A 21,241-nucleotide genomic window follows, 5' to 3' on the forward strand; every position below is an offset into this window, starting at 1 on the left:
TTTGATTATTGTTAAACATAGCAATGACATTTGAACTTTATTGATCAATGCAATTCGTGATATTCTTTTCGAATTAAATTTACAAATGTTTATTTTAAACTATTGTCAGCATCTTTCTCCTGATATAGCATTGAAATGCTGTTCTTTTTCTGGGGACCAATTGAGCTTTATGGTCTCAGGAATTGCGATCTCGCTAGCGCAAAGCATCCTTAGAGGACCTCTGTTGCTCTCAAGAATGAGCAATTGGGATGTTCCCAGCCACTCCCTGTAGACAAGACGGCAAGCAATCCCTTCTGAACTTAGTTGAAGATGTTCTGGTCGAATTGCTTTGATAATGCCTGATTCAGCTGGCAGAAGGTTGATCTGGGGGCGTCCTATAAAGCTGGCCACAAAGAGTGATAATGGATTGTGGTAGAGCTCTTGGGGAGTACCTATTTGCTCTATCTTTCCATCTCGCATTACGGCAATTCGATGTGCCATGGCCATTGCTTCATGTTGATCGTGTGTGACGTAGATGACTGGCTGACTGCCTTGAAGAATCAAATTGCGTAGCTGAGGTCGCAGATCTTCGCGCAGTTGAGCATCCAAATTGCTCATTGGCTCATCAAGTAAATACACCAGAGGATCTCTGAGCAGAGCTCTGGCGAGGGCCACTCTTTGACGTTGACCACCTGAGAGTTCTGCCGGATGTCGCTCTGCAAGATCCTCTAATTGCATTAATGCCAGAACAGATTCCACTCGTTGCTTGCGATCACTGGCGGCTATCCCACGAACCTGAAGACCAAGTGCAAGATTGGCGAAAACTGTGAGATGGGGAAATAATGCATAGCTCTGAAACACCATGCCGATGCGTCGGTCAACAGGGGACACCGTCGTGACATCCTCGCCAGCGATAGTGATCGAACCTTCGTTGGGCTGGTCGAGTCCAGCTATCAGCCTGAGAGTGGTGCTCTTGCCACATCCACTTGGGCCAAGTAGGGCAAGGCATTCACCCTCGCCCACTTCAAGGTCTAGATGACGAACAATCCAGTTTCTACCGAAACGACGACCGATGTTTTGTAGAACAAGATTCATCCTTTAATCGCTCCCTGTGTCAGACCGGAAACGATCTGTCGCTGAAAAATGAGCACGAGTAAAAAGAGTGGTAGAGCACCTAGAACGGTGGCAGCTGCATAAGCGCCATAGGGAATTGAATAGACCGATGAACCTGCAATTCTTGCTATGGCAACAGGAAGTGTGAGGAGATCAGCTCTACTAATCCAGGTCAATGCGATTGGATATTCGTTCCAGGAGAAGAGAAAGACCAAGATGGCAGTGCTAGCGGTTGCAGGACCTATTAGGGGAATTAATACCCAGCGCAATCTCTGCCATAAGTCCAAACCCTCAAGCCTCGCGGCTTCTTCTAGTTCAGAAGGTAGATCGCGGAAGGCTGATAAAAGCAGCAACACAGCCAAGGGCATCGACAAGCCAGCGTAGGGAAAACTGAGCGCAAGCAAATTGTTCCCGAGGTTGAAACTCCTTGCAAGTTCTAATAACGCCAAAAAAAGCAGAACATATGGAAATAGAGCCGCACCAAGCAGCATAAATTTGGCCGTTCTGGCAACATTCTGCGAGACTTTTGAAAGAGAATAGGCGGCTGGAATGGCTATCAGTAGGGTTAATCCTGTTGAGCCAATGCCAACGATGATACTGTTCAATAGATAACGCCAGAAGGGAGGGTTGGCTGTCAATACCTGGCGATAGTTGTCAAGTGTCCAACGCTGATTATGCTCAGCCAATGGTTGTAGAAGAGCTTCATGGGTGCAAAAAGATGTATAGAGCTGCCAAAGCAGAGGCGCTAAAGACCAAAGCAGGAGAACAATGATCCAAAGATTTCGCTGACGAATCATTTCATTGCCTCTCGCCAATGGCTGGACTGTTTGATGATCAGCCAAACAAGCAGACAGGCAATAACAAGTAGAAGAAAACCGCTGATCATTACGGTGGCGCTATAGCCAAAATCGAGGAATCGCATTGCGTTTAAATAAGCATATAAAGCAAGGCTTTCCGTGCTTCCTGCCGGACCCCCACCAGTCATCACCTGAATCAAGTCGAAAACGCCGAAGGCCTGCGCCAGGCGAAATAAAAGACTAAGGAGTAAATAAGGTTGCAAGAGCGGCATGGTGATCTGAAATAGTGCGGCTCGTGGATGGCCACCTTCGAGATAGAAAGCTTCGTAAAGATCATTGGGAATAGTTTGCAAGCCAGCCAAAAGAATCAGAGCAGCAAATGGCGTGGTCTTCCATACATCACCAACAACCGTGGCCAGCCAGGTGATATATGGATTCGAAAGGATGTTTAGAGGTTGTAGTCCAATCAGTTCTACGAATTGTTCAATAGGGCCGTAAGGTGTATTAAAGATCCAACGCCAGCCAAGAGCCATTACAGTCGTTGGCAGTGCCCATGGGAGCAAACTGATGGCCCTTACTACACCTCGACCACGCCAACGCTGATCGAGTAAGAGGGCTATCGCTATAGCAAGTAATAGTTCTAGGCTGACTGAAACGGTTGCGAAGCGGGCTGTCTGATAGGTGTCCTGCCAGAAGCGTTGGTCGTGCAGTAGACGAAGCCAATTCGCACCATGATTTGGAATCGCAACTAAGCCTGTGAGGACTGAATCAGCATGGAAGCTCAACCAGGAATAACGCAGTAGCGGAATACCAAAGACCAAGGCAATTAATAGAGCTGCTGGCAATAGAAGCAATTGGATCATTTAGTTTCTCTTGCCGCCATAAGAATCATCTCGGTGTTTGCTTGGGCGTTGGCCATTGCATCACTAACGCTTGATTGGCCTGTTAAAATCGAGCTAAGATTTCGTTGTAATACATCACTAATCTGTGCATAAAGAGGAGTTGATGGACGTTCATCAGTGCTTTCTAGAGCTTTAGCAAGCTCCGGAAGAATTTGTGACTTTGAGAGCAGCTCTGGGTCTTTGAATAGTTCAGCTTTGGTTGGCGTATAACTTTCGTTCAAGAACAGTGTCTTTTGTGCAGATGTTGAAGTGAGGAAGGCAATTGCCTCTGCTGCTGCTTGAGGGTTCGATGAACTCCTGAGGATCGATAAGCCCCAGCTGCCTAGGGTTGATGTGGATCGATTGCCAGCGGAAGCAACCATCGTGGTTATGCCAACATTGCCTCTAACATCGCTGTTAGGCTTCTGAAGTTCTCCCCATGCATAAGGCCAGTTACGCATTAGCGCAACATCTCCAGCCTTAAAGGCTTGAAGAGCTTCATTTTCGGCATAGTTAATCACTGCTTCGGGGCTCACTCCACTGCTAATCAGTTCACGCAACCAACTTGCAGCCTTAAGACTTGCGGAGCTGTCGAGGCCAACATTATCGGTTTCGGGTTCAAGCCATTGCCCTCCAAATCCGTCAAGAACTTCTAGAAATACACAACTTAGGCCTTCATATTGACGGCCTTGCCAGACATAGCCATTAGCAACACGGCCTTCTTTTTGGAGTTTAAGACTAACTTTAATGAGTTCCTCAGGGGTACGCGGTGGTTCGCTGATCAAATCAGTCCGCCAATAAAGCAATCCCATGTCAGCCACAAGAGGCCATCGATACAGTTTCCCGTCGAAATTATTTCCAAGCATTGCCCCCGGAGCAATGGAATCAATCTGTTGTTGATCGATCCATGGATCCAAGGGAATAAGCCATCCTGCTGCGGCGTATTTCGGCAACCAAGTTACATCAATTAAAAGTGCATCGAATGGACTTTTGCCTAAAAGTAGACTGCTGATGGCTAAATCCGATACGGCTTCTGTTTCAAGTGGACCTCGAGTCACCTGAAGTTGGATTCTGCCGTGATGCTCTTTGTTGAATTGTTGGACCAGATCAGTTGTTGACTCAGCAAATGGAGCTGGCATCAAGATGTTGATCTGCACAGGGCGAGTGCACAGGGCCCAGCTTGCAAATAGTGCAACACTGGTCAAAGAGAACAGAAGAGATATTTTCCAAAATGTCCTTCTCTTCATGGCTGCTTAGCTTCTATTTTATCAACCAAACTTTTCATTTGCTCTTCTACAAAATCTTTGACTGTGTATGAGTCGACAGTAGTAATCGTCGTTACAATTTTATTTTCTGTACTTCTATGCATGCTTAGCAATTTCAGACAAGTTAATGCCATGCCCCAGCATCTTGATGGTAACTAGTTTGCTGAATTATTTAGTGATTAGATCTTGTTCAGGTCAATCCCTAATGATTTGGCATAGACACCGAGACCCTTTTTTTGGATGGTTTTGAGTGCACGGGTGCTTACACGTAGTTTCAACCAACGGTTCCCTTCAGCCCACCAGAGGCGCCGCTGCTGCAGGTTGGCCTGTTGCAGCTTCTTTGTGCGGATGTGGGAATGGCTCACAGCCATGCCGTTGTTGGCGCGAGTTCCAGTGAGCTGACACACCCGGGACATTTCTTGATCCTCTACAGAGCTAGGGCGCTGAACCCAAAAAAGGATTTTATCAAATCCTCCCCTCCTTTAAAAAGCTCGATCCATCAGCTGTCCCATTAACACTGCGCTACGGCTTTGGAATCCAGCAAGTTCATTGGGCTCCAAACCTCCTACACCCAGGCGAGCCATGTCGTATAGGTGACGGGCTAAGCCTTGTGCCAAGGTTTCGGTTGGAGACACACCTGAAGTGCTGACCAGCACGGATCCAGATTTGAGTTTCAAAAGTCCTTCGACAAGTGGATGACGACGATTGACAAGAAGGACATGATGCTCGGGAAGACCTGGCAGCCTTTGATCCATGAGAGCTCCAAGGTCGTTCATACGTCGCATCTGTTCTGGCAGCAAAATCATTGCTGGAGGTGCGTTATCTCCCTTAAGTGCTTGTACTTGTATGGTCACCTTGTCATTATTTAGTGCTTGCTTCATTAGAGTTCTCAAGCTTTCAGACTTGGTCTCTCCTTCCTGATCAGTTAGTTCAGGTTTGTCGTCTTTAAGAGTGTCATCCAGTTCGGCATCAACGCGCTGGAATCGGAGGTCGTTATGACGAGCTTCAAGCCATGGGAGGAATTGGCTGTCTATAAACGTTTCGGTTTTAAGAATTTCAGCACCCTGTGATGTCCATAGGCTGAGGGCACTCGCTTGGGCCACTTCATCGGTGCAGTAAAGAATGCGATTGTTTGCTTCTGTACTCAGACGACTTTGGTATCCACTCAGTGTAGTAAAGGCTTTTTCCCCACAAGGAATTGGATCTGGAGTGGCCCCATCTTTTTCTGTTGAAGCGTGAGCAGTCGTACCAAACATGATTAGATCGGCAACTTGATCAGCAAACTTCTCATCTTCCATTGATCCTATTTTGACGAAGGGTGCTAATGCATCCCATGCTTCAGCATAAAAAAGAGGTTGTTCCGCCTTTAATCCTCGCAGGCGATCGGCAACTTTCTTTGCAACAAAATTGCCAATAGATCTAACACGTCTGTCTGTTTGTAATGCGCTACGACTGACATTAAGTGGAATGTCAGGTGAGTCGATCACACCTCTTAGCGGAAGGAGGTAGTGTGGTACTACTTCTTTAATTGAATCACTGACAAATACTTGATTGCAGTAGAGTTTTATCTCACCTTTTTCCCAATCTGCGCGACCACCAATTCGAGGGAAATAGAGAATACCTTGAAGGTTATAGGGGTAATCAGTATTTAGGTGTACCCATAGAAGAGGATCACCTTGGAATGGATATAGATAATTATAGAGTTCGATATACTCTTGATCAGTGATTTCTCTTGGGTTGCGCCTCCAAAGTGGATTTCGCTTATTAATTGACTCGCCTTCGAGTTTCACCTCAATAGGCATAAAGTCACAGTATTTTGTGATCAGAGTACGGATTCGACTTGGCTCGATGTATTCCAACTCTTCATCCATTAGATGAAGGATGACATCGGTTCCTGCTTCATTGCGTTCGGCCTCTTGGATGTTAAATCTTGGCGAGCCATCACAACTCCAACGAATAGCTTTACTCTCGGAACAAGCAGACTTTGTGACTAGCTCTACATGTTTAGATACCATGAAAGAAGAATAAAAACCTAGTCCAAAATGACCAATAATTCCGTCACTTTCCTGCTTGTATTTTTCAAGGAAGTCTTCTGCACTTGAGAAGGCAACCTGATTAATGTACTTCTTAACTTCATCGGTTGTCATACCGATTCCGTTGTCAGAAATAGTGAGCGTCTTTGCTTCTCGGTCAATCTTGATATCAATCACTCCTTCTTCACCTTCACTGCAGTCACCTGCTATGGCTGCCATACGTCTTTTGCTTATTGCATCGACGCCATTGCTGACTAGCTCCCTCAAGAAAACCTCGTGGCCGGAATAAACGGCTTTCTTAATGATCGGGAAAATATTCTCGGTGTGAATCTGGATTTGACCTTCTTCCAGCACAGTCATTGGTTTCACTGTTTAGGATTTGACCTTAGGTAGTCTTTGTCTCAGTTCTCAAGCTGTTTTTAGGTGGGGTGACCGTACCTAGTGATTAATTCAGCTGCTTCGCTGTAGGTCACGTCGCTCCTCGGGAAGGACAGCTCCTTCTACGGGGCAGACCTGGAGGCAGATACCGCAATCAATGCAGATGTCGAAATTAATCAAGTAGAAATTTCTTCCTTTGTCGTTTTTGCCTTGACCAGGCTGAATGCAGCCGACAGGGCATGCCTGCGCACAGTCAGCAACCCCTTCACAAATTTCTGTCACGATGCTGTGTGGCATGGCCTTGCAGATCGGACGACGAGATTCTCGAGATCCTAATGATCTAACCAGTCCAGTGTGCTACAGCCTCGATCTGCTAGACGGTTCAAGGCTTCTTCACGATCGCGACAGGCTTCAAGTTCAACAACGGCACGCTGACCCTGTTTGTGCCAGTGACGCTGACGCTTGAGTGCATGTTCAAGCGTTGCTTGGTCGCCGTAGGCAACAAGGGTTGATTTCACAGCTTCAGACGCTTTGATCTCCTTGGTAAGCAGTTCACGAATATCGTCTATCGCGAAACTAAAGCCCACCCCTGCTGCTTGAAGCCCTTTGGCACCGCAACGAGCTACAAGGTTGTCGTAACGCCCCCCACGAGCAATCACGACAGGTGCAGCATCGCTTTGACATACCAACTGAAACACCAGCCCGGTGTAGAGCTCAAAATGGGGCTGAAAGGTTGGATCCAGTTGCAGGTCAATCCCCTGATCAGCTGCCAGTGGACCCATCTGCTCAAATAGCCTTTGCAGGTTATTGAGTGCTTGCTGAGTTCCAAAAAGGCCTGATAAGCGTTCGAGCACGTCTAGGGGTTCACCACGGCACTCCAAGTGATGGAGGAGGCGCTCGAATTGATCATTCGGCAGTTGCAGGTTTTCAAGAGCAAGGCGGTCGTAGTGGATCAATGCTGTTCTTATTTTTTCGCGTAGATCGTTTTGAAATGGCAGCGTGATGAGATCCATTAATGCTGTGTGGCCAACGAGTAAACGAGGCTGGTGTTGTTTACTCAGTTCGAGAGTCTCCACTGCTGAAAACAGCAGGGAAAGAAGCTCCATTTCCGCATTGATTGGTTCGACTCCGAAGAGCTCTACACCGCTTTGAAGGTTTTCTTCGATGCAAAGGCTTCCTTCATCAGCAGTACGGCTTTCAAAAATTGTTCCTGCAGCCCATAGCCTCAAGGGACGAGGTCTTTGTCTAAGCCTTGTACAAGCGGCGCGGGCGATTGATGCTGTCATCTCTGGTCGTAGACCAAGGGGTTCATCGGCCACCAATCGCACGATGTCCTGACTGGCAATAGCACCACCAGCTTTCAAGGTTTCGAGTCGCTCGACCCTTGGAGGAGAGACTTCGTCGTAACCCCATAGCCGATAAACCTCGGCAAGTCGCTGGCTTAGTTTTTGGTTTAGCTCGACCTGCTGGGGGTTCAGATCGCGAGCACCCGCTGCCGGTTGCAGGGCCATCCCTGATTTTCTCGGAGTGACTTCAGGATCCCATGCCCCTGAGTTCGGGAGCGCCAAATGAATCTGCTTCAAGGGGGTTTACTTTGCTGAGTTGATCAACAAGCAGTTTCTGCATTCCAGGCGGACAGGCCAGCACCCTGCCACTATTCAGATCAAATGTGTCACCGCGGTAATCAGTCACCTTCCCTCCAGCTAGCTCAACCAGAGCTACTCCAGCAGCGAGATCCCATGGAGCAAGACCGCGTTCCCAATAACCATCGAGTCGTCCAGCAGCCACAAAAGCCATGTCCACTGCTGCTGCACCACCACGTCGCACGCCACGTGTTCGGTGTGTCAACCAGCAGAATTCTGCGTAGTTGTTGTCTAAGCGGTTTTGCCTGTCATAAGCAAAACCGGTCACAAGCAAGGAATCAACCAGGCTTTTGCATGATGAAACCTTAATCGGTTTTTGATTGCAAAAAGCACCCAGGCTTGGGGCTGCCCAGTAGATCTCTTCAAGGAAAGGCACAGCTATGGCACCAAGGATTGGTGTTTGCCGCCAAGTGAGGCCAATCGAGGTAGCGAAGAACGGATAGCCATGAGCGAAATTGGTTGTTCCATCTAGTGGGTCAACACACCAACAAAGCGAGCCTTGGCCAGAAAATGATCCGCTTTCTTCTGCGAGAACGGCAATATTAGGAGTTTCCTGCTGGAGAAATTCGAGTACACACTTCTCAGCGGCTAGATCTGCATTGGTGACAAGATCGCCAGTTCGCCCCTTGCTTTCAATGCTTTCAAGATGTCCATAGTGGTGCATCAAAATGGCACCACCACATTCAGAGGCCTTACGCGCTACCGCTGCAAGGCGCGCCAGATCTTCATCGTTCAAGCCAGCTTGCTCAGCAGCAAGGGAACAGTTCAGAGGTTTCAAGCTTCACTACCCATCAATTTGGTATGCCATCTGGAATTTGTAGATTGAATGACCCTTTGAACCTCAGTCCATAGAGCGTGTCTTGATCCTGCGTTTCCGTTTCCAGTGGAGTGATTGCTTTGTGCTCACAAAGTTAAGCCATCTCCTTTGTCGCTAGTGGACTGGGATTCTGTGTTTTGGTGTCATGTATGGGTCAACTGGAGAGCCCTGCTACATTCACGAGGGCCAGAAAGCCGCTGGAGAGGTGGCCGAGTGGTCGAAGGCGCAGCACTGGAAATGCTGTATAGGGGCAACTCTATCGAGGGTTCGAATCCCTCCCTCTCCGTTTCAAAGGAAGTCTTATACCGTCTGATTCGGTATGGGCTTCCTTTTGGAACGCTCTTATAGCAGTCATTTTCGAGCATTTTCGAGCTGTCATCCGTCTGATGCCATCTCGTTGTGTATGAATGGTTTTTTGGTTTTTATGCGAAGCTTGTCGGCACGAAGACTAAGGCGTTTATGCACGGGCCGCCAAAATTAGGTAATCGACGTCGTGCGACTTTGGTATTTATGCCTTCTATTAAAAAAGTTTTTAATTTTATTTGGTTCTAGAGATTAGATGATAGCTATCACTTGCCACTTCAAAGCAAACTATAAACTTTGTATCTTTAAAAATACCATCACCCCTTCAACCAAAACGGCCGGAAATATAATTCTGAGTAGCTTCCTGAGCAGGTGAATGGAAGATTTTATCTGTTTCATTGAACTCAACAAGATAACCAACTTTTCCTGATCCACCTTCTTGTGCCTCAGCATTGAAGAAAGCTGTAAAATCACTAACTCGAACAGCCTGTTGCATATTATGAGTGACGATTACAATGGTAAATCTATTTTTTAACTCATGCATTGTCTCTTCAATTTTAAGTGTAGAAATAGGATCAAGAGCTGAGCAGGGTTCATCCATTAAAATGACTTCTGGTTCAATAGCGATTGTTCGTGCTATGCATAGCCTTTGTTGTTGGCCACCCGATAGAGAGCAGCCACTCTCCTTAAGCTTATCCTTGCATTCATCCCATACAGCTGCTTGACGAAGTGAGCGTTCAACAAGATCATTCATATCACCTTTATATCCATTAATTCTTGCTCCAAATGCAATATTTTCATAGATACTTTTAGGGAATGGATTGGGTTGCTGAAATACCATTCCGATGCGTCTGCGAACCTCAACTGGATCGATATTTGGGGAATACAAGTCGTCTCCATCAAACATCACTCGACCTGTAAGAGAACATCCTTCTATTAAGTCATTCATGCGATTTAGAGATCGCAGAATTGTTGATTTACCACATCCAGAGGGTCCGATTAAAGCTGTAATTTTGCCACGGGGTATCTCGCAGTAAACATGTCTTACAGCTTCAAATTCATTGTAACTTATAGTGACGTTCTGAAGTGATATGCAGGGATCAGTTGAAATCTGCTTTGGCAGTGGAGAGGAAGTGGCTGTCATGGATCAGCGCGCGATTAACAATGAAGGCAATTCACTCGTCAAGATAGAAATAGTCTTGTGTAGGTGACTCATTTTGAGGTTAAGTGGCCAATCCAGCGTGAAAGGATATTCATCGCGAGAATAAATACTACAAGAATAAATGAAGCTGCCCAAGCCAATTCATTCTGGACTTGATAGGGTTGAGTTGAAAAATTATAAATTAAAACCGAAAGTGTCGCGATTGGATTGAAGAAAGCATCTGAACCACTAGGCCAAAAATATGAAAAGAGTGCTGTAAATATCAATGGTGCTGTTTCACCAGCTGCTCGAGCAACTGAAAGAACGACTCCTGTAGCGATTGGAGTAAATGCCATTGGCAATGTGATGTGGGTAATGGTTACAAATTTAGAGGCGCCTACTCCAAGTGCACCTTTGCGTAGATTGTCTGGTACCAGTTTTAGACCCTCATCAGTGGTTTTTATCACTGTTGGCAACATCAGGATTGAGAGTGCTACTCCGCCAGCTATGGCACTGTATGAACTGCCAAGAATGACCCGTGAAGAGACAATTATATCGTAGACAAAGACACCAGTGATAATAGAAGGAACACCTGAAAGAACATTGGTGCCAAATCGAATAAATCTAGAGAATGCTCCTTCACGTGAATATTCGGCTAGATAGATACCTCCACCAACTCCAACAGGTATAGCGATCATTCCGGCTATGCAAGTCACAATAATAGTTCCCAAGATGGCATTGCCAATGCCTCCACCATCGAGTCCTGGGGGAGGCGGAAGCATAGTAAAAAGAGAGATACTTAATCTGGTTGCTCCTTTGAAAATTACATAGGCTATGACAAGAATTAGTGGTAGAATGGCTACAAATGAAAACAATCCCGATAATAGTGTAAAAATTGTATTAATTCTATTTCGTCTTAAGCCTGGCTTGTAGTAAAGATTGGAGGATGAATCCCCGCTTATTGAGGTTGCTTCGCTAGTGATTGATTTCATGTTAGTACTTAAGACTGAGTCGTTTGACCATCCATTGTGAAACGATATTTACCGCAAGCGTTATCACCATAAGAATAAATGCAGCATAATAAAGTGATGAGACCTGAGTTCCATCTGCTTCTCCAAACTGATTGGCTAGCATCGCGGCGATTGTGTTGCCTGGTCCAAGCAATGACCAGCTAAAATTATTGGAATTTCCAATAATCATTGTTACTGCCATTGTTTCACCCATCGCTCTTCCCAGAGCGAGTAGTACGCCTCCAGCAATGCCCGAAATTGCCGCTGGTAGAATGACATTAATGATCGTGCTCCAGCGGGTTGCTCCAACGCCATAAGCTGCTTGACGCAGGCTAATTGGTACTTGATTGAGTGAATCTCTCGAAATAGCTGTAATAATAGGCAGTATCATCACAACAAGGATCAGGATCGCTGGGGTCATTCCAGGCCCCATTGGCTGAGTACTAAAAAAAGGAATCCAGCCAAAATATATATACAGGAAAGATAGCAAGGGTCTTAGGAATGGCTCCATTACAAAGATTGCCCATAGGCCAAGTACCACAGATGGAATGGCCGCTAGTAGTTCAATCATTACTCCAATGATGTTTTTAGCTCTTGTAGGTATGAAGCTTTCGGTTATAAAAATGGCTGTTCCAACACCTAGAGGTATAGCAATTAATAGTGAAAGCAATGAGGTTACCGCTGTTCCATAGATGGCGGTTAACACTCCGTACTCATCATCAACAGGGTTCCAATTTGATGTCACTAGAAATTTCCACCCGTAGCGCCCCATCGATTCAAGTGACCCCCAAAAGACAACGATCAGGATCGCTACAAGTATCAGTGCAACCATCGATGCCATTGATATGGCGATAGTTCTAAAGCTGCTGTCGACGAATTTTTCATAAGCTGGACGTCTTCTGAGCACGTACAGCTCCTTCTGCACACCAGTTGGCATACCACTGCAATACAGACATAAGAAACCTAATCCTGAGAGGGGTGCTTTTGCATTAACAGGCCATTAACAGGCCGCCATCCACATTGCTCAAAAGGCTTGGTTTAGGGTGCTTTTCGCCGTTACCTTGGAGCTTCAGTAAACGCGGCCATGGGGCGGATTGTTGGCATAGACCTAGGGACAACAAACTCCGTAGTGGCGGTGCTTGAGGCTGGTCGCCCTCAAGTTATCGCTAATGCGGAGGGCAGTCGCACCACACCCTCAGTGGTGGGTTACAGCAAAGAAGCAGAGCTACTTGTCGGTCAGTTGGCACGTCGCCAGTTGGTGCTCAATCCAAGAAATACCTTTGCCAATCTCAAGCGCTTCGTGGGACGAGGCTGGGATGAAATGGAGGACAGCAGTCTCTCTGTTCCATACACCGTACGGGCCAATGAACAGGGGAACGTGCGTGTGTCCTGTCAAGTGACGGAGCGTGAATATGCACCCGAAGAACTTGTGGCCAGCATCATTCGCAAGCTTGTGGATGATGCGGCGACATATCTAGGAGAGCCTGTTGAGGCAGCTGTAGTGACAGTACCTGCCTATTTCAATGATGCCCAACGTCAGGCAACTCGTGACGCTGGCAGGCTCGCTGGAATCACAGTGGAACGGATCCTCAACGAACCCACTGCTGCTGCATTGGCCTACGGCTTTGATCGCAGTGCCGCACGCCGTGTTCTTGTCTTCGATTTGGGTGGCGGGACGTTTGATGTCTCACTAATGCGTGTCGCCAATGGTGTTTTTGATGTCAAGGCCACATGTGGTGATACCCAACTAGGGGGCAATGATTTCGATCAACGCATTGTTGATTGGCTCGCTGAAGCTTTTAAGACGAAGCATGGCCTCGATTTACGCCGTGATCGCCAGGCACTGCAACGCTTGATAGAAGCAGCAGAAAAAGCGAAGCAGGAACTCTCTGGTGTGCTTAGTACTCCGATTTCTTTGCCTTTTATCGCAACGGGGCCTGATGGTCCTCTTCATATCGAGACCAGCCTTGATCGCCCCACTTTTGAAGGCCTTTGCCCCGACCTTCTCGACCGTCTTCTGAATCCGGTGCAGACAGCTCTGCGTGATTCTGGCTGGTCTGCTGATGATGTTGATGATGTTGTGCTTGTTGGGGGTGGCACCAGAATGCCGATGGTTCAGCAATTGCTGCGAACTCTCGTTGCCAGTGAACCTTGCCAATCAGTCAACCCTGACGAAGTCGTTGCTGTTGGCGGAGCTGTTCAGGCCGGAATCCTCACCGGTGAGCTTCGAGATCTGATGCTCAACGATGTCACTCCCCTTTCACTAGGGCTTGAAACCGTTGGTGGGTTGATGAAAGTGCTGATCCCACGAAATACACCAATACCAGTGCGCCAATCTGACGTGTTCAGCACCTCAGAGGCCAACCAATCTTCTGTTGAAATTCATGTCTGGCAGGGTGAACGTCAGTTGGCAGCAGATAACAAGTCTTTGGGTCGCTTTCGCTTGTCTGGCATTCCACCTGCACCAAGAGGTGTTCCCCAGGTGCAGGTGGCCTTTGATATCGATGCCAATGGTCTCTTGCAAGTGAGTGCAACTGATCGCACCACAGGCCGCAAGCAATCTGTGAATATTCAGGGAGGTTCCACCCTTAACGAAGAGGAATTGCAAGCCTTGCTCGCCGAAGCTGAAGCGAAGGCAGGAGAAGATCGTCGTCGTCGTGCATCAATTGATCGTCGTAATGGTGCACTCACACTTGTTGGTCAAGCTGAACGAAGACTTCGCGATGCAGCTTTGGAGCTGGGCCCCTATGGGGCTGAGCGGCAGCAGCGGGCTGTAGAGACAGCGATGCGCGATGTGCAAGACCTGCTTGAGCAGAACGATCTACAGGAACTTGAGCTTGCTGTTGCTTCACTTCAGGAAGCCCTTTTTGGCTTGAACCGACGCATTTCATCAGAACGGCGTACTGACGCCAATCCACTCCAGGGCATACGCAACACTCTTGGCTCGTTGAAAGATGAGCTCTTCTCCGATGATGACTGGGATGAAGATCCTTGGAATAGCCCTGCCCGGTCGTCCGACGGCCGAGGCAGCTACAGGGGACGTGAGCTAAATCCCTGGGACGATGACTTCTACCGCTAAACCGGATTACTGGTCTTTGCTAGGTGTCTCTCCAGACAGTGACGCCTCCCAACTCAAAAGGGCATTCCGTCGCGAAGCACGGCGATGGCATCCAGACCTCAATGGCAATGACAGCCACGCCGAGGAACGCTTCAAATTGGTTAATGAGGCCTATGCGGTTCTCAGTGATCCAAGACGTCGCGCTGCTTGGCAGGGATCGATGTCCACAGAGCAAGCCATTACTGATCCTTTCGCAGTTGGTTTTCCAACTTTCGATGAGTATCTCGAAGTGGTCCTCGGTTTGGAGCGCACAGACGAACAGCCTGTTGACGTTGCTGATCCTTTCCCCTCAGAACAAGTCGACTGGCCTGCGACGTCTCCACCACCACCTCCTCCTCCCGTACAGGCCAGTGATGATCTCGAGACGTTGGTCGAGTTGACCCCTGAACAAGCCCTCTATGGAACTTCAGTGGATCTTGAGCTCGATGACGGCACTCTTGTAGAGGTTGATACACCGCCTTTGGCTGGCGATGGTTGGCGGTTACGTCTTGTGGGCGTAGCCCCTGGAGGACGTGACCACTTCCTTCAGTTACGGGTTCAAACAGAAGACAGACTGAGGATTGACGGACTTCGTGTGCTTTATCGCCTTGAGTTGTTTCCACCTGATGCAGCGCTTGGCTGTGCTGTGGATGTCCCAACTCTGTCTGGTCCTGTCACACTCCAAGTGCCTCCAGCATCATCAAGTGGTCGTTTATTGCGCCTTCGCGGACGGGGACTTGAGCTTGATGGACGCAGAGGCGATCAATTGGTTGAAATTGTGGTGGTTATTCCTGCTGAACTTGCTGAAGCCGAACGAGCCCTCTACCGACGACTTCAAGAATTGGCTCTTGATCCGGATAATCTATAAAGCTGAATTAGATAATCAAGTGAGAGATCCCATCGGTCTGGCCTGATCCACATGCGCGTGTTCGTCCTTCTCTATGACGCCGGTAAAGACAACGAGGGTATTCATTCCCTCGAACTTGCTGGTAAGACAGCTGTGTTGATGTTCGAAAACGCTGATGATGCCGAGCGTTATGCCGGTCTTCTTGAGGCTCAAGACTTTCCTTTACCGACTGTTGAAGAGATTGGCCGTGATGAGATGGAAGATTTCTGCCGCCAGGCCGGATATGAAGCTCGTTTTGTGGAGGTTGGCTTTATGCCAAAAACTGATGAGGAGCGTCTTTTATTTGCTCCACCAGAATCAAATCGAGATGTGAGTCACTGGCAGGATGAGGATCGTTCCGTTGCAGACGGCAATCGATTGGATCAGCAAGTTGAATCAACAGATCTTGAAGAGATTCGCAAGCGGCTTGAAGGGTTGATTTAAACATGACCAATGTATTTGAAGACCTCAATTTGCATCCTTCAGATGATCGAGGGCATCTGTTGACTGAACAGGTCAATCCCAAAAGTGAATGCTTGGATCAACTAACCACAGAGTCATTAGTGACACTCTTCTGCGAAGAGGACCGTGAGCCACAACGTGCCGTCGCAGCGGCTATACCTGAACTTATTCAGGCAGTTGAAGCGATTACGGACCGGCTTCGAAGCGGGGGCCGCCTTTTTTATTTGGGTGCTGGCACTTCAGGACGACTAGGAGTTCTTGACGCTGCAGAGTGCCCACCAACCTTTTGCAGCGATCCTGATCTTGTTCAGGGTGTTCTTGCAGGTGGTAGCGCAGCTTTGCTGAAAAGTTCCGAGGGACTCGAAGACATTGAACAGGCAGGGCAAAAGGATCTTCAGGAGCGTGGCTTTAGCTCTGCTGATTGTCTTGTCGGTATTGCGGCCGGGGGAACAACTCCTTATGTCAAAGGAGGACTTGCCTACGCAAAGGAAATCAATGCTTTAGCGATTGCAATTTCATGTGTGCCTATAGAACAAGCTGCGTTGCCATGCAGCATCGATATTCGTCTTTTGACTGGTCCTGAATTACTCACAGGTTCCACGCGCTTGAAGGCCGGTACCGCAACAAAGATGGCTCTAAATATTCTTTCGACCTGTGCGATGGTTCGTCTTGGCAAAGTCTTTGGTAATCGCATGGTTGATGTTGCTGCTACCAACATCAAGCTGATGGATCGTGCCTTGCGAATCCTGCATGATTTAGCTGATGTAGATCGAGATCGTGGAACTGAGTTGCTTCAAGCAAGCGATGGCTCTGTAAAAGTGGCTCTGCTGATGCATACTTGCGGTTTAGATGCTGAGGCTGCCCAGAAACTCCTGATAGATCAAAACAATCAATTGCGAACAGCATTGGCGAGTTGTGGTAATTGCATTTCTTGATTTTAATTGTGTCTTTGCTAAAAGGAAGGTGATAAGTTCATTTTACTCGGTAAGTTCACGATAGCAATAACAGATTCGAAGCACATTTAATATCCTTAAATGGCACAGAATGCCTTCTCATGAATCGTTCCATGCCTTGTTGAATGCTGTCAATATTTTAATTAACTCTATTGCTTTGATTTAATTAATATTTCTAGGAGATGTCGCGAAAGTTGGCTTCACTGACTAGACTATTTTTTTGAGCATCCAACTGTGACCAAGGCCCTGATGGACACTGATGCTGGTTTGATTGAGTTGGACCTCTTTGATGATGATGCTCCCAATACGGTGGCCAATTTCACAAAGCTGGTTAAGGAGGGTTTTTATGACGGTCTATCTTTCCATCGTGTGATCGATGGTTTCATGGCTCAGGGTGGCTGCCCAAATACACGTGATGGGGCAAAGGGGATCCCTGGAACCGGTGGACCTGGCTATACGATTAATTGTGAAATAAATAGCAAAAAGCATCTCGCCGGTTCTCTTTCTATGGCTCATGCAGGAAAGAACACTGGTGGAAGTCAATTCTTTCTTGTCCATGATGCTCAGCCTCATCTCGATGGTGTGCATACCGTTTTCGGTCAGGCTGCCAATATGGATGTGGTCTTAGCCTTAAAGAACGGCTCTAGGATCAATAAAGTAACCATTCAAGAGGATTGAAAATAAATAGTTGTTGTCTTTCATGACCAAAGGATCAGATTGGGAAAGCTCGAGGCATCCCAATCTTTTAGTGGGGAAGAATCATCTTTAAATAGTGCTGCCAACGACCGCTCTTCTCTCTTTAGATCCTGAGGAGGATGCATTGCTTGCTCAGCACGGTCTGTACGCAGAAGACCAATCCGACGGCTCCCTGACCATTGAATCAATTCTTGAAGCAGTAACTCCAGCGATGCTTTTTTAAGTAGATTTGATGAAACCTCAGAAGAGGTTTTGACGCGTGGACATACACGCCATACAAAGAGGGGGCGATCCCATAGGGCAAGTAAACGGGGTGAGCTTTCTGCTATGAGCTCAAGTTCATTGCTTGTGGCCCAATCATGTGCACGGGTCCTCAGCTTAGCCAGCGTCTCTCCGTTCACCTCACCATCCCAGGCAACTACAACAAAAGGTCCAACTTCTGGAGCTTGATTCTCTGATTTGCCAGCATCCATCAAGTGTCCAAGTTTTTCCCGCTTTACAGCTAAATAAGCGGCGTTGTGATCTCCAGGACAGATCACCAAGGGGACACGACTTTCGACTTGTAAGCCATATCCACCCAGTCCAGCAATTTTGCGTGGGTTATTTGTAAGTAGCCGTAAGCGGTGAATGCCAAGGTCAGTGAGAATTTGAGCACCAACCCCGTAGTTGCGCAGATCTGCAGGGAAACCCAAACTTTCATTGGCTTCAACAGTGTCTAGACCGCCATCCTGAAGGCTATAGGCCTTTAATTTGTTAATTAGACCAATGCCGCGACCTTCCTGGCGGAGATAAACAACCACGCCTTCCCCTTCCTGTTCGATCCGAGCCAACGCTGCTTCAAGTTGGGGGCGACAATCGCAGCGCAGTGATCCAAAAGCATCTCCCGTAAGACATTCGGAGTGCATACGTACTAAAACAGGCTCTTTCAGCTCTCGTGGATCGCCCTTGACTAGAGCAATGTGTTCTGATCCATCCAAACCATTTAAATAGCCGATTGCCTGAAAACTGCCAAAGAGACTTGGTAACTCGGCAGTGGCTTGACGGTATACAAAGCGTTCGTTCTCAAGACGGTAACGAATGAGATCGGCAATGTTGATGAGCTTGAGTCCCCAACGCCGCGCATAGTTTTGCAATTGCGGCAGTCTTGCCATTGATCCGTCTGAGTTTTGGATCTCGCAGATCACGCCAGCTGGAGCAAGTCCTGCGAGCTGTGACAAATCCACGGCGGATTCTGTATGTCCAGCCCTTTTGAGAACACCTCCTTGACTCGCTCTAAGGGGGAAAATATGTCCTGGGCGGCGTAGGTCTCTTGGACGAGTCTCCGGATGCAGTGCAACTTGAATCGTGCGCGCTCGATCCTCCGCTGAAATACCAGTAGAAACACCTTTCTCAGGGCCTGCATCGATGCTTACGGTAAATGCCGTTTGGTTGGCATCTGTATTGCGATCAACCATCAGCGGCAGGTCAAGTTGATCTAGGCGACTGCCTTGCATAGCAAGGCAGATCAGACCACGAGCCTCTGTGGCCATGAAATTGATTTGCTCAGGCGTAGCGAACTGAGCAGCACAAATCAGGTCGCCCTCGTTTTCTCTGCGCTCATCATCAACAACCACAACGCATTCACCGTTTCGAATCGCGGCAAGTGCGTCAGAAATGTCGTCGAAGCGGATCTCGACCGATTCAGCGGGTATAGGAGAAGTCCTCAGGGCCTTAGGGATGAACGTACTGGGTTCATTATCGACACCAGTACGATCAGCCGGCGTCCGATGAAGGCAATGGAAAGTACCCATCGCTCTCCAGCCTCTGACATTTCTCAGGTTCGAGGCAGCCGAGTAGCGGTTATCGGCGCTACGGGCTACGGCGGTCTTCAAACCATCAGATTGCTTGAGGACCATCCTCAGCTCCATGTCACCTACCTGGGCGGCGAACGAAGTGCCGGCAGGCGATGGAGTGAGCTTTGCCCTTTTTTACCCATTCCTGATGATCCTGAAGTTCAATCTCCCGATCCTGACAAGATCGCTGAATACGCCGATTACGCAGTCCTAAGCCTTCCCAATGGACTTGCCTGCCACTTAGCACCGCAACTGCTGAAGCGCAATGTTCGGGTTGTAGACCTCTCTGCAGACTTTCGCTATCGCTCACTGGATCAATGGAAACAAGTTTATGTCCATGAAGCTCAAAACCTCAATCGAGATGATGTTCAGCTATGTAAAGAGGCTGTTTATGGGTTACCTGAATGGAAGGGACCTGAAATTGCAGTGGCAAATCTTGTAGCTGCACCAGGATGCTTCCCAACGGCAAGTCTGTTGCCCTTGCTGCCTTTTCTAAAACAGGGATTGATCGAAAACGATGGTTTGATTATCGATGCAAAGACTGGCACCTCTGGTGGAGGGCGGGTGGCCAAAGAACAATTTCTTCTGTCAGAGGCCTCGGAGTCGATCATGCCTTATGGCGTGGTTGGGCATCGACATACATCAGAAATCGAACAACTTGCTAGTGAGGTTGCCGGACAACCGATTGAGCTTCAGTTCACACCCCATCTCGTACCGATGGTGCGTGGACTGCTAGCGACGGTTTATGGACGCTTGAGAGATCCTGGATTGACCGCTGAGGACTGCACAACTGTTCTTAAAGCGGTCTATCGACATCATCCCTGCATCGATGTTCTTCCTGTGGGAACGTATCCAGCGACTAAGTGGGTGAAGTACTCCAACAAAGCTGTTCTTTCTGTTCAGGTCGACAACCGCAACAGCCGACTTGTCTTGATGAGCGCTGTCGACAACCTGATTAAAGGACAAGCTGGTCAAGGGGTTCAATGTCTAAACCTGATGGCTGGATTACCACCAACCACAGGGATGTCTTTAATAACCTTCTACCCTTAATTTTGAGCTTCGTTTCTCCAATTCTGGCCTGCAAGAGCAACAGATAGTGGAAGCAGTTGATGCTCCATGCGCTGGATCCTTTCGCTGAGGCTCTGATGGTCGTCTGAGCTCAAGACTGGAACTGCAGCTTGCGCAAGAACCGGACCGTCATCTACTTGAGGTGTAACCAGGTGAACGGAACAACCACTAATAGGAACTCTCGCTTTTAGTGCTTGCCCAACCGCATCTAAACCGCGAAAGCTAGGTAGCAGAGATGGGTGAATATTAATAAGACGATTCGGGAAAGCAGCAATCAGGATTGGGGTAACGATTCGCATCCAGCCGGCCATCACCACGCCTTCTACAGCATGGTTGGTGAATGTCTTTACCAAGGCCTTATCTAGTTCTTCTCGACTACTAAATTCACGATGATCGTGGATGACACAAGGCACACCTAGTCGTTGAGCTCGACGACGTGCTTCACAATTAGGGTTGTTAACCACCAACATGGAAATATAAGCATCAAGTTGAGTATTTTGAATGGCTTTAACCAGGGCTTCAAAATTGGTGCCATTCCCTGATGCCATCACGCCAAGATTTAAGCGAGGGTTGAATTTTGGGCTGGCCTGGGGGGGTGGCCAGATCAGCGATCGCTTCGCATCCTTTTCATAGCAACTATTCTGACGAGGATTCGAAGCAGCGCTGGTCAGACAAATCTCCTTTTTATCTAAGTTGTTCATCTTGTTGACGATCGAGAAGACCAGCTGCATGCTCTAAGAACATCCAATTCACAACCTAATTCCTATATTCATCATCCAATTGGAACCCCTTCTGCGATCCATGATTCTTTTAGACAAAGTCAAGCCTTCAGATGGCTCAAAGCCATGATCCAGAACATCATCCGTCAAGATACCCATTACCAGCAC

At 47.9% G+C, this 21,241-nt stretch carries 20 protein-coding genes and 1 tRNA gene; 7 read left to right on the top strand and 14 right to left on the bottom strand.

Annotated elements, in window-relative coordinates:
- Positions 1–105: 105 nt before the first annotated feature.
- The 9 genes from SIB80_RS07300 to SIB80_RS07340 form a co-directional block, all read right to left on the bottom strand.
- Complete coding sequence (locus tag SIB80_RS07300; protein ID WP_063420193.1) at positions 106–1,074, bottom strand: ABC transporter ATP-binding protein; 969 nt, start codon at positions 1,072–1,074, stop codon at positions 106–108.
- Positions 1,071–1,889 carry a carbohydrate ABC transporter permease gene (locus tag SIB80_RS07305; protein WP_063420194.1) on the bottom strand — a complete coding sequence of 273 codons (819 nt, stop codon included), beginning with the start codon at positions 1,887–1,889 and terminating at the stop codon, positions 1,071–1,073. The genes SIB80_RS07300 and SIB80_RS07305 overlap by 4 nt, the downstream gene beginning before the upstream one ends.
- Positions 1,886–2,752: a carbohydrate ABC transporter permease gene (locus SIB80_RS07310; RefSeq protein ID WP_063420195.1), complete on the bottom strand. Its 867-nt coding sequence runs from the start codon at positions 2,750–2,752 to the stop codon at positions 1,886–1,888. The genes SIB80_RS07305 and SIB80_RS07310 overlap by 4 nt, the downstream gene beginning before the upstream one ends.
- Positions 2,749–4,017 carry an ABC transporter substrate-binding protein gene (locus SIB80_RS07315; RefSeq protein WP_063420196.1) on the bottom strand — a complete coding sequence of 423 codons (1,269 nt, stop codon included), beginning with the start codon at positions 4,015–4,017 and terminating at the stop codon, positions 2,749–2,751. Before SIB80_RS07315 ends, SIB80_RS07310 begins: the two co-directional genes overlap by 4 nt.
- A gap of 197 nt (positions 4,018–4,214) precedes the next feature.
- A complete protein-coding gene (rpmB, locus tag SIB80_RS07320; RefSeq protein ID WP_011130073.1) occupies positions 4,215–4,451 on the bottom strand; it encodes a 50S ribosomal protein L28 in 237 nt (78 codons plus the stop codon).
- Between the two features lie 66 nt (positions 4,452–4,517).
- Positions 4,518–6,428 carry a molecular chaperone HtpG gene (gene htpG / locus SIB80_RS07325; RefSeq protein WP_063420197.1) on the bottom strand — a complete coding sequence of 637 codons (1,911 nt, stop codon included), beginning with the start codon at positions 6,426–6,428 and terminating at the stop codon, positions 4,518–4,520.
- Between the two features lie 90 nt (positions 6,429–6,518).
- Positions 6,519–6,743 (bottom strand): indolepyruvate ferredoxin oxidoreductase subunit alpha, encoded by a 225-nt coding sequence (locus tag SIB80_RS07330; protein WP_011826161.1) that lies wholly within the window; start codon positions 6,741–6,743, stop codon positions 6,519–6,521.
- Between the two features lie 35 nt (positions 6,744–6,778).
- Complete coding sequence (locus SIB80_RS07335) at positions 6,779–7,957, bottom strand: ATP phosphoribosyltransferase regulatory subunit (protein ID WP_063420198.1); 1,179 nt, start codon at positions 7,955–7,957, stop codon at positions 6,779–6,781.
- A gap of 22 nt (positions 7,958–7,979) precedes the next feature.
- Positions 7,980–8,867 (bottom strand): inositol monophosphatase family protein, encoded by an 888-nt coding sequence (locus SIB80_RS07340; protein ID WP_063420199.1) that lies wholly within the window; start codon positions 8,865–8,867, stop codon positions 7,980–7,982.
- A gap of 238 nt (positions 8,868–9,105) precedes the next feature.
- Here SIB80_RS07340 and SIB80_RS07345 point away from each other — a divergent pair.
- Positions 9,106–9,192: transfer RNA gene (locus SIB80_RS07345), tRNA-Ser, on the top strand.
- A 342-nt stretch (positions 9,193–9,534) separates the two neighbouring features.
- On the opposite strand, the gene pstB is transcribed toward SIB80_RS07345, so the two are convergent.
- The 3 genes from pstB to pstC form a co-directional block, all read right to left on the bottom strand.
- Positions 9,535–10,353 (bottom strand): phosphate ABC transporter ATP-binding protein PstB, encoded by an 819-nt coding sequence (gene pstB, locus SIB80_RS07350; protein WP_063420200.1) that lies wholly within the window; start codon positions 10,351–10,353, stop codon positions 9,535–9,537.
- A 68-nt stretch (positions 10,354–10,421) separates the two neighbouring features.
- Positions 10,422–11,342, bottom strand: coding sequence for a phosphate ABC transporter permease PstA (pstA, locus tag SIB80_RS07355; RefSeq protein WP_063420201.1), 921 nt, complete (start codon positions 11,340–11,342; stop codon positions 10,422–10,424).
- Between the two features lies 1 nt (position 11,343).
- Entirely contained in the window at positions 11,344–12,297 is a 954-nt protein-coding gene (gene pstC, locus SIB80_RS07360) for a phosphate ABC transporter permease subunit PstC (RefSeq protein WP_011130080.1), read from the bottom strand.
- Between the two features lie 147 nt (positions 12,298–12,444).
- Here pstC and dnaK point away from each other — a divergent pair, with 147 nt between their 5' ends.
- The 5 genes from dnaK (at position 12,445) to SIB80_RS07385 (ending at position 17,436) form a co-directional block, all read left to right on the top strand.
- Complete coding sequence (gene dnaK / locus SIB80_RS07365) at positions 12,445–14,439, top strand: molecular chaperone DnaK (protein ID WP_063420202.1); 1,995 nt, start codon at positions 12,445–12,447, stop codon at positions 14,437–14,439.
- Positions 14,423–15,325, top strand: coding sequence for a DnaJ domain-containing protein (locus tag SIB80_RS07370; protein WP_063420203.1), 903 nt, complete (start codon positions 14,423–14,425; stop codon positions 15,323–15,325). Before dnaK ends, SIB80_RS07370 begins: the two co-directional genes overlap by 17 nt.
- 51 nt (positions 15,326–15,376) lie before the next feature.
- Positions 15,377–15,787 carry a DUF3110 domain-containing protein gene (locus SIB80_RS07375; protein WP_063420204.1) on the top strand — a complete coding sequence of 137 codons (411 nt, stop codon included), beginning with the start codon at positions 15,377–15,379 and terminating at the stop codon, positions 15,785–15,787.
- A gap of 2 nt (positions 15,788–15,789) precedes the next feature.
- Complete coding sequence (murQ, locus tag SIB80_RS07380; RefSeq protein WP_063420205.1) at positions 15,790–16,740, top strand: N-acetylmuramic acid 6-phosphate etherase; 951 nt, start codon at positions 15,790–15,792, stop codon at positions 16,738–16,740.
- 267 nt (positions 16,741–17,007) lie between these two features.
- On the top strand, positions 17,008–17,436 hold the full coding sequence (locus tag SIB80_RS07385) for a peptidylprolyl isomerase (RefSeq protein WP_063420351.1): 429 nt from the start codon (positions 17,008–17,010) through the stop codon (positions 17,434–17,436).
- A gap of 20 nt (positions 17,437–17,456) precedes the next feature.
- On the opposite strand, the gene ribBA is transcribed toward SIB80_RS07385, so the two are convergent.
- Entirely contained in the window at positions 17,457–19,349 is a 1,893-nt protein-coding gene (gene ribBA / locus SIB80_RS07390; protein WP_236066097.1) for a bifunctional 3,4-dihydroxy-2-butanone-4-phosphate synthase/GTP cyclohydrolase II, read from the bottom strand.
- On the opposite strand from ribBA, the gene argC reads away from it, so the two are divergent.
- Entirely contained in the window at positions 19,230–20,336 is a 1,107-nt protein-coding gene (gene argC, locus SIB80_RS07395) for an N-acetyl-gamma-glutamyl-phosphate reductase (RefSeq protein ID WP_063420206.1), read from the top strand. The two genes, ribBA and argC, sit on opposite strands and share 120 nt — an antisense overlap.
- Here argC and purN read toward each other — a convergent pair.
- Positions 20,333–21,085: a phosphoribosylglycinamide formyltransferase gene (purN, locus tag SIB80_RS07400; RefSeq protein ID WP_169189898.1), complete on the bottom strand. Its 753-nt coding sequence runs from the start codon at positions 21,083–21,085 to the stop codon at positions 20,333–20,335. The genes argC and purN overlap by 4 nt on opposite strands.
- Positions 21,086–21,241 lie beyond the last annotated feature (156 nt).

It is taken from the genome of Prochlorococcus sp. MIT 1327 (genome assembly GCF_047304785.1).
GTDB classification, from domain to species: Bacteria; Cyanobacteriota; Cyanobacteriia; order PCC-6307; family Cyanobiaceae; genus Prochlorococcus; species Prochlorococcus marinus_D.

Excerpts from the sequence above, each read along its gene's own strand:
- SIB80_RS07300 (WP_063420193.1), bottom strand. The coding sequence starts at position 1,074 with ATGAATCTTGTTCTACAAAACATCGGTCGTCGTTTCGGTAGAAACTGG.
- SIB80_RS07305 (WP_063420194.1), bottom strand. The coding sequence starts at position 1,889 with ATGATTCGTCAGCGAAATCTTTGGATCATTGTTCTCCTGCTTTGGTCT.
- SIB80_RS07310 (WP_063420195.1), bottom strand. The coding sequence starts at position 2,752 with ATGATCCAATTGCTTCTATTGCCAGCAGCTCTATTAATTGCCTTGGTC.
- SIB80_RS07315 (WP_063420196.1), bottom strand. The coding sequence starts at position 4,017 with ATGAAGAGAAGGACATTTTGGAAAATATCTCTTCTGTTCTCTTTGACC.
- rpmB (WP_011130073.1), bottom strand. The coding sequence starts at position 4,451 with ATGTCCCGGGTGTGTCAGCTCACTGGAACTCGCGCCAACAACGGCATG.
- htpG (WP_063420197.1), bottom strand. The coding sequence starts at position 6,428 with ATGACTGTGCTGGAAGAAGGTCAAATCCAGATTCACACCGAGAATATT.
- SIB80_RS07330 (WP_011826161.1), bottom strand. The coding sequence starts at position 6,743 with ATGCCACACAGCATCGTGACAGAAATTTGTGAAGGGGTTGCTGACTGT.
- SIB80_RS07335 (WP_063420198.1), bottom strand. The coding sequence starts at position 7,957 with ATGGCCCTGCAACCGGCAGCGGGTGCTCGCGATCTGAACCCCCAGCAG.
- pstB (WP_063420200.1), bottom strand. The coding sequence starts at position 10,353 with ATGACAGCCACTTCCTCTCCACTGCCAAAGCAGATTTCAACTGATCCC.
- pstA (WP_063420201.1), bottom strand. The coding sequence starts at position 11,342 with ATGAAATCAATCACTAGCGAAGCAACCTCAATAAGCGGGGATTCATCC.
- pstC (WP_011130080.1), bottom strand. The coding sequence starts at position 12,297 with ATGCCAACTGGTGTGCAGAAGGAGCTGTACGTGCTCAGAAGACGTCCA.
- dnaK (WP_063420202.1), top strand. The coding sequence starts at position 12,445 with ATGGGGCGGATTGTTGGCATAGACCTAGGGACAACAAACTCCGTAGTG.
- SIB80_RS07370 (WP_063420203.1), top strand. The coding sequence starts at position 14,423 with ATGACTTCTACCGCTAAACCGGATTACTGGTCTTTGCTAGGTGTCTCT.
- SIB80_RS07375 (WP_063420204.1), top strand. The coding sequence starts at position 15,377 with ATGCGCGTGTTCGTCCTTCTCTATGACGCCGGTAAAGACAACGAGGGT.
- murQ (WP_063420205.1), top strand. The coding sequence starts at position 15,790 with ATGACCAATGTATTTGAAGACCTCAATTTGCATCCTTCAGATGATCGA.
- SIB80_RS07385 (WP_063420351.1), top strand. The coding sequence starts at position 17,008 with ATGGACACTGATGCTGGTTTGATTGAGTTGGACCTCTTTGATGATGAT.
- argC (WP_063420206.1), top strand. The coding sequence starts at position 19,230 with ATGGAAAGTACCCATCGCTCTCCAGCCTCTGACATTTCTCAGGTTCGA.
- ribBA (WP_236066097.1), bottom strand. The coding sequence starts at position 19,349 with ATGGTCCTCAAGCAATCTGATGGTTTGAAGACCGCCGTAGCCCGTAGC.
- purN (WP_169189898.1), bottom strand. The coding sequence starts at position 21,085 with ATGCAGCTGGTCTTCTCGATCGTCAACAAGATGAACAACTTAGATAAA.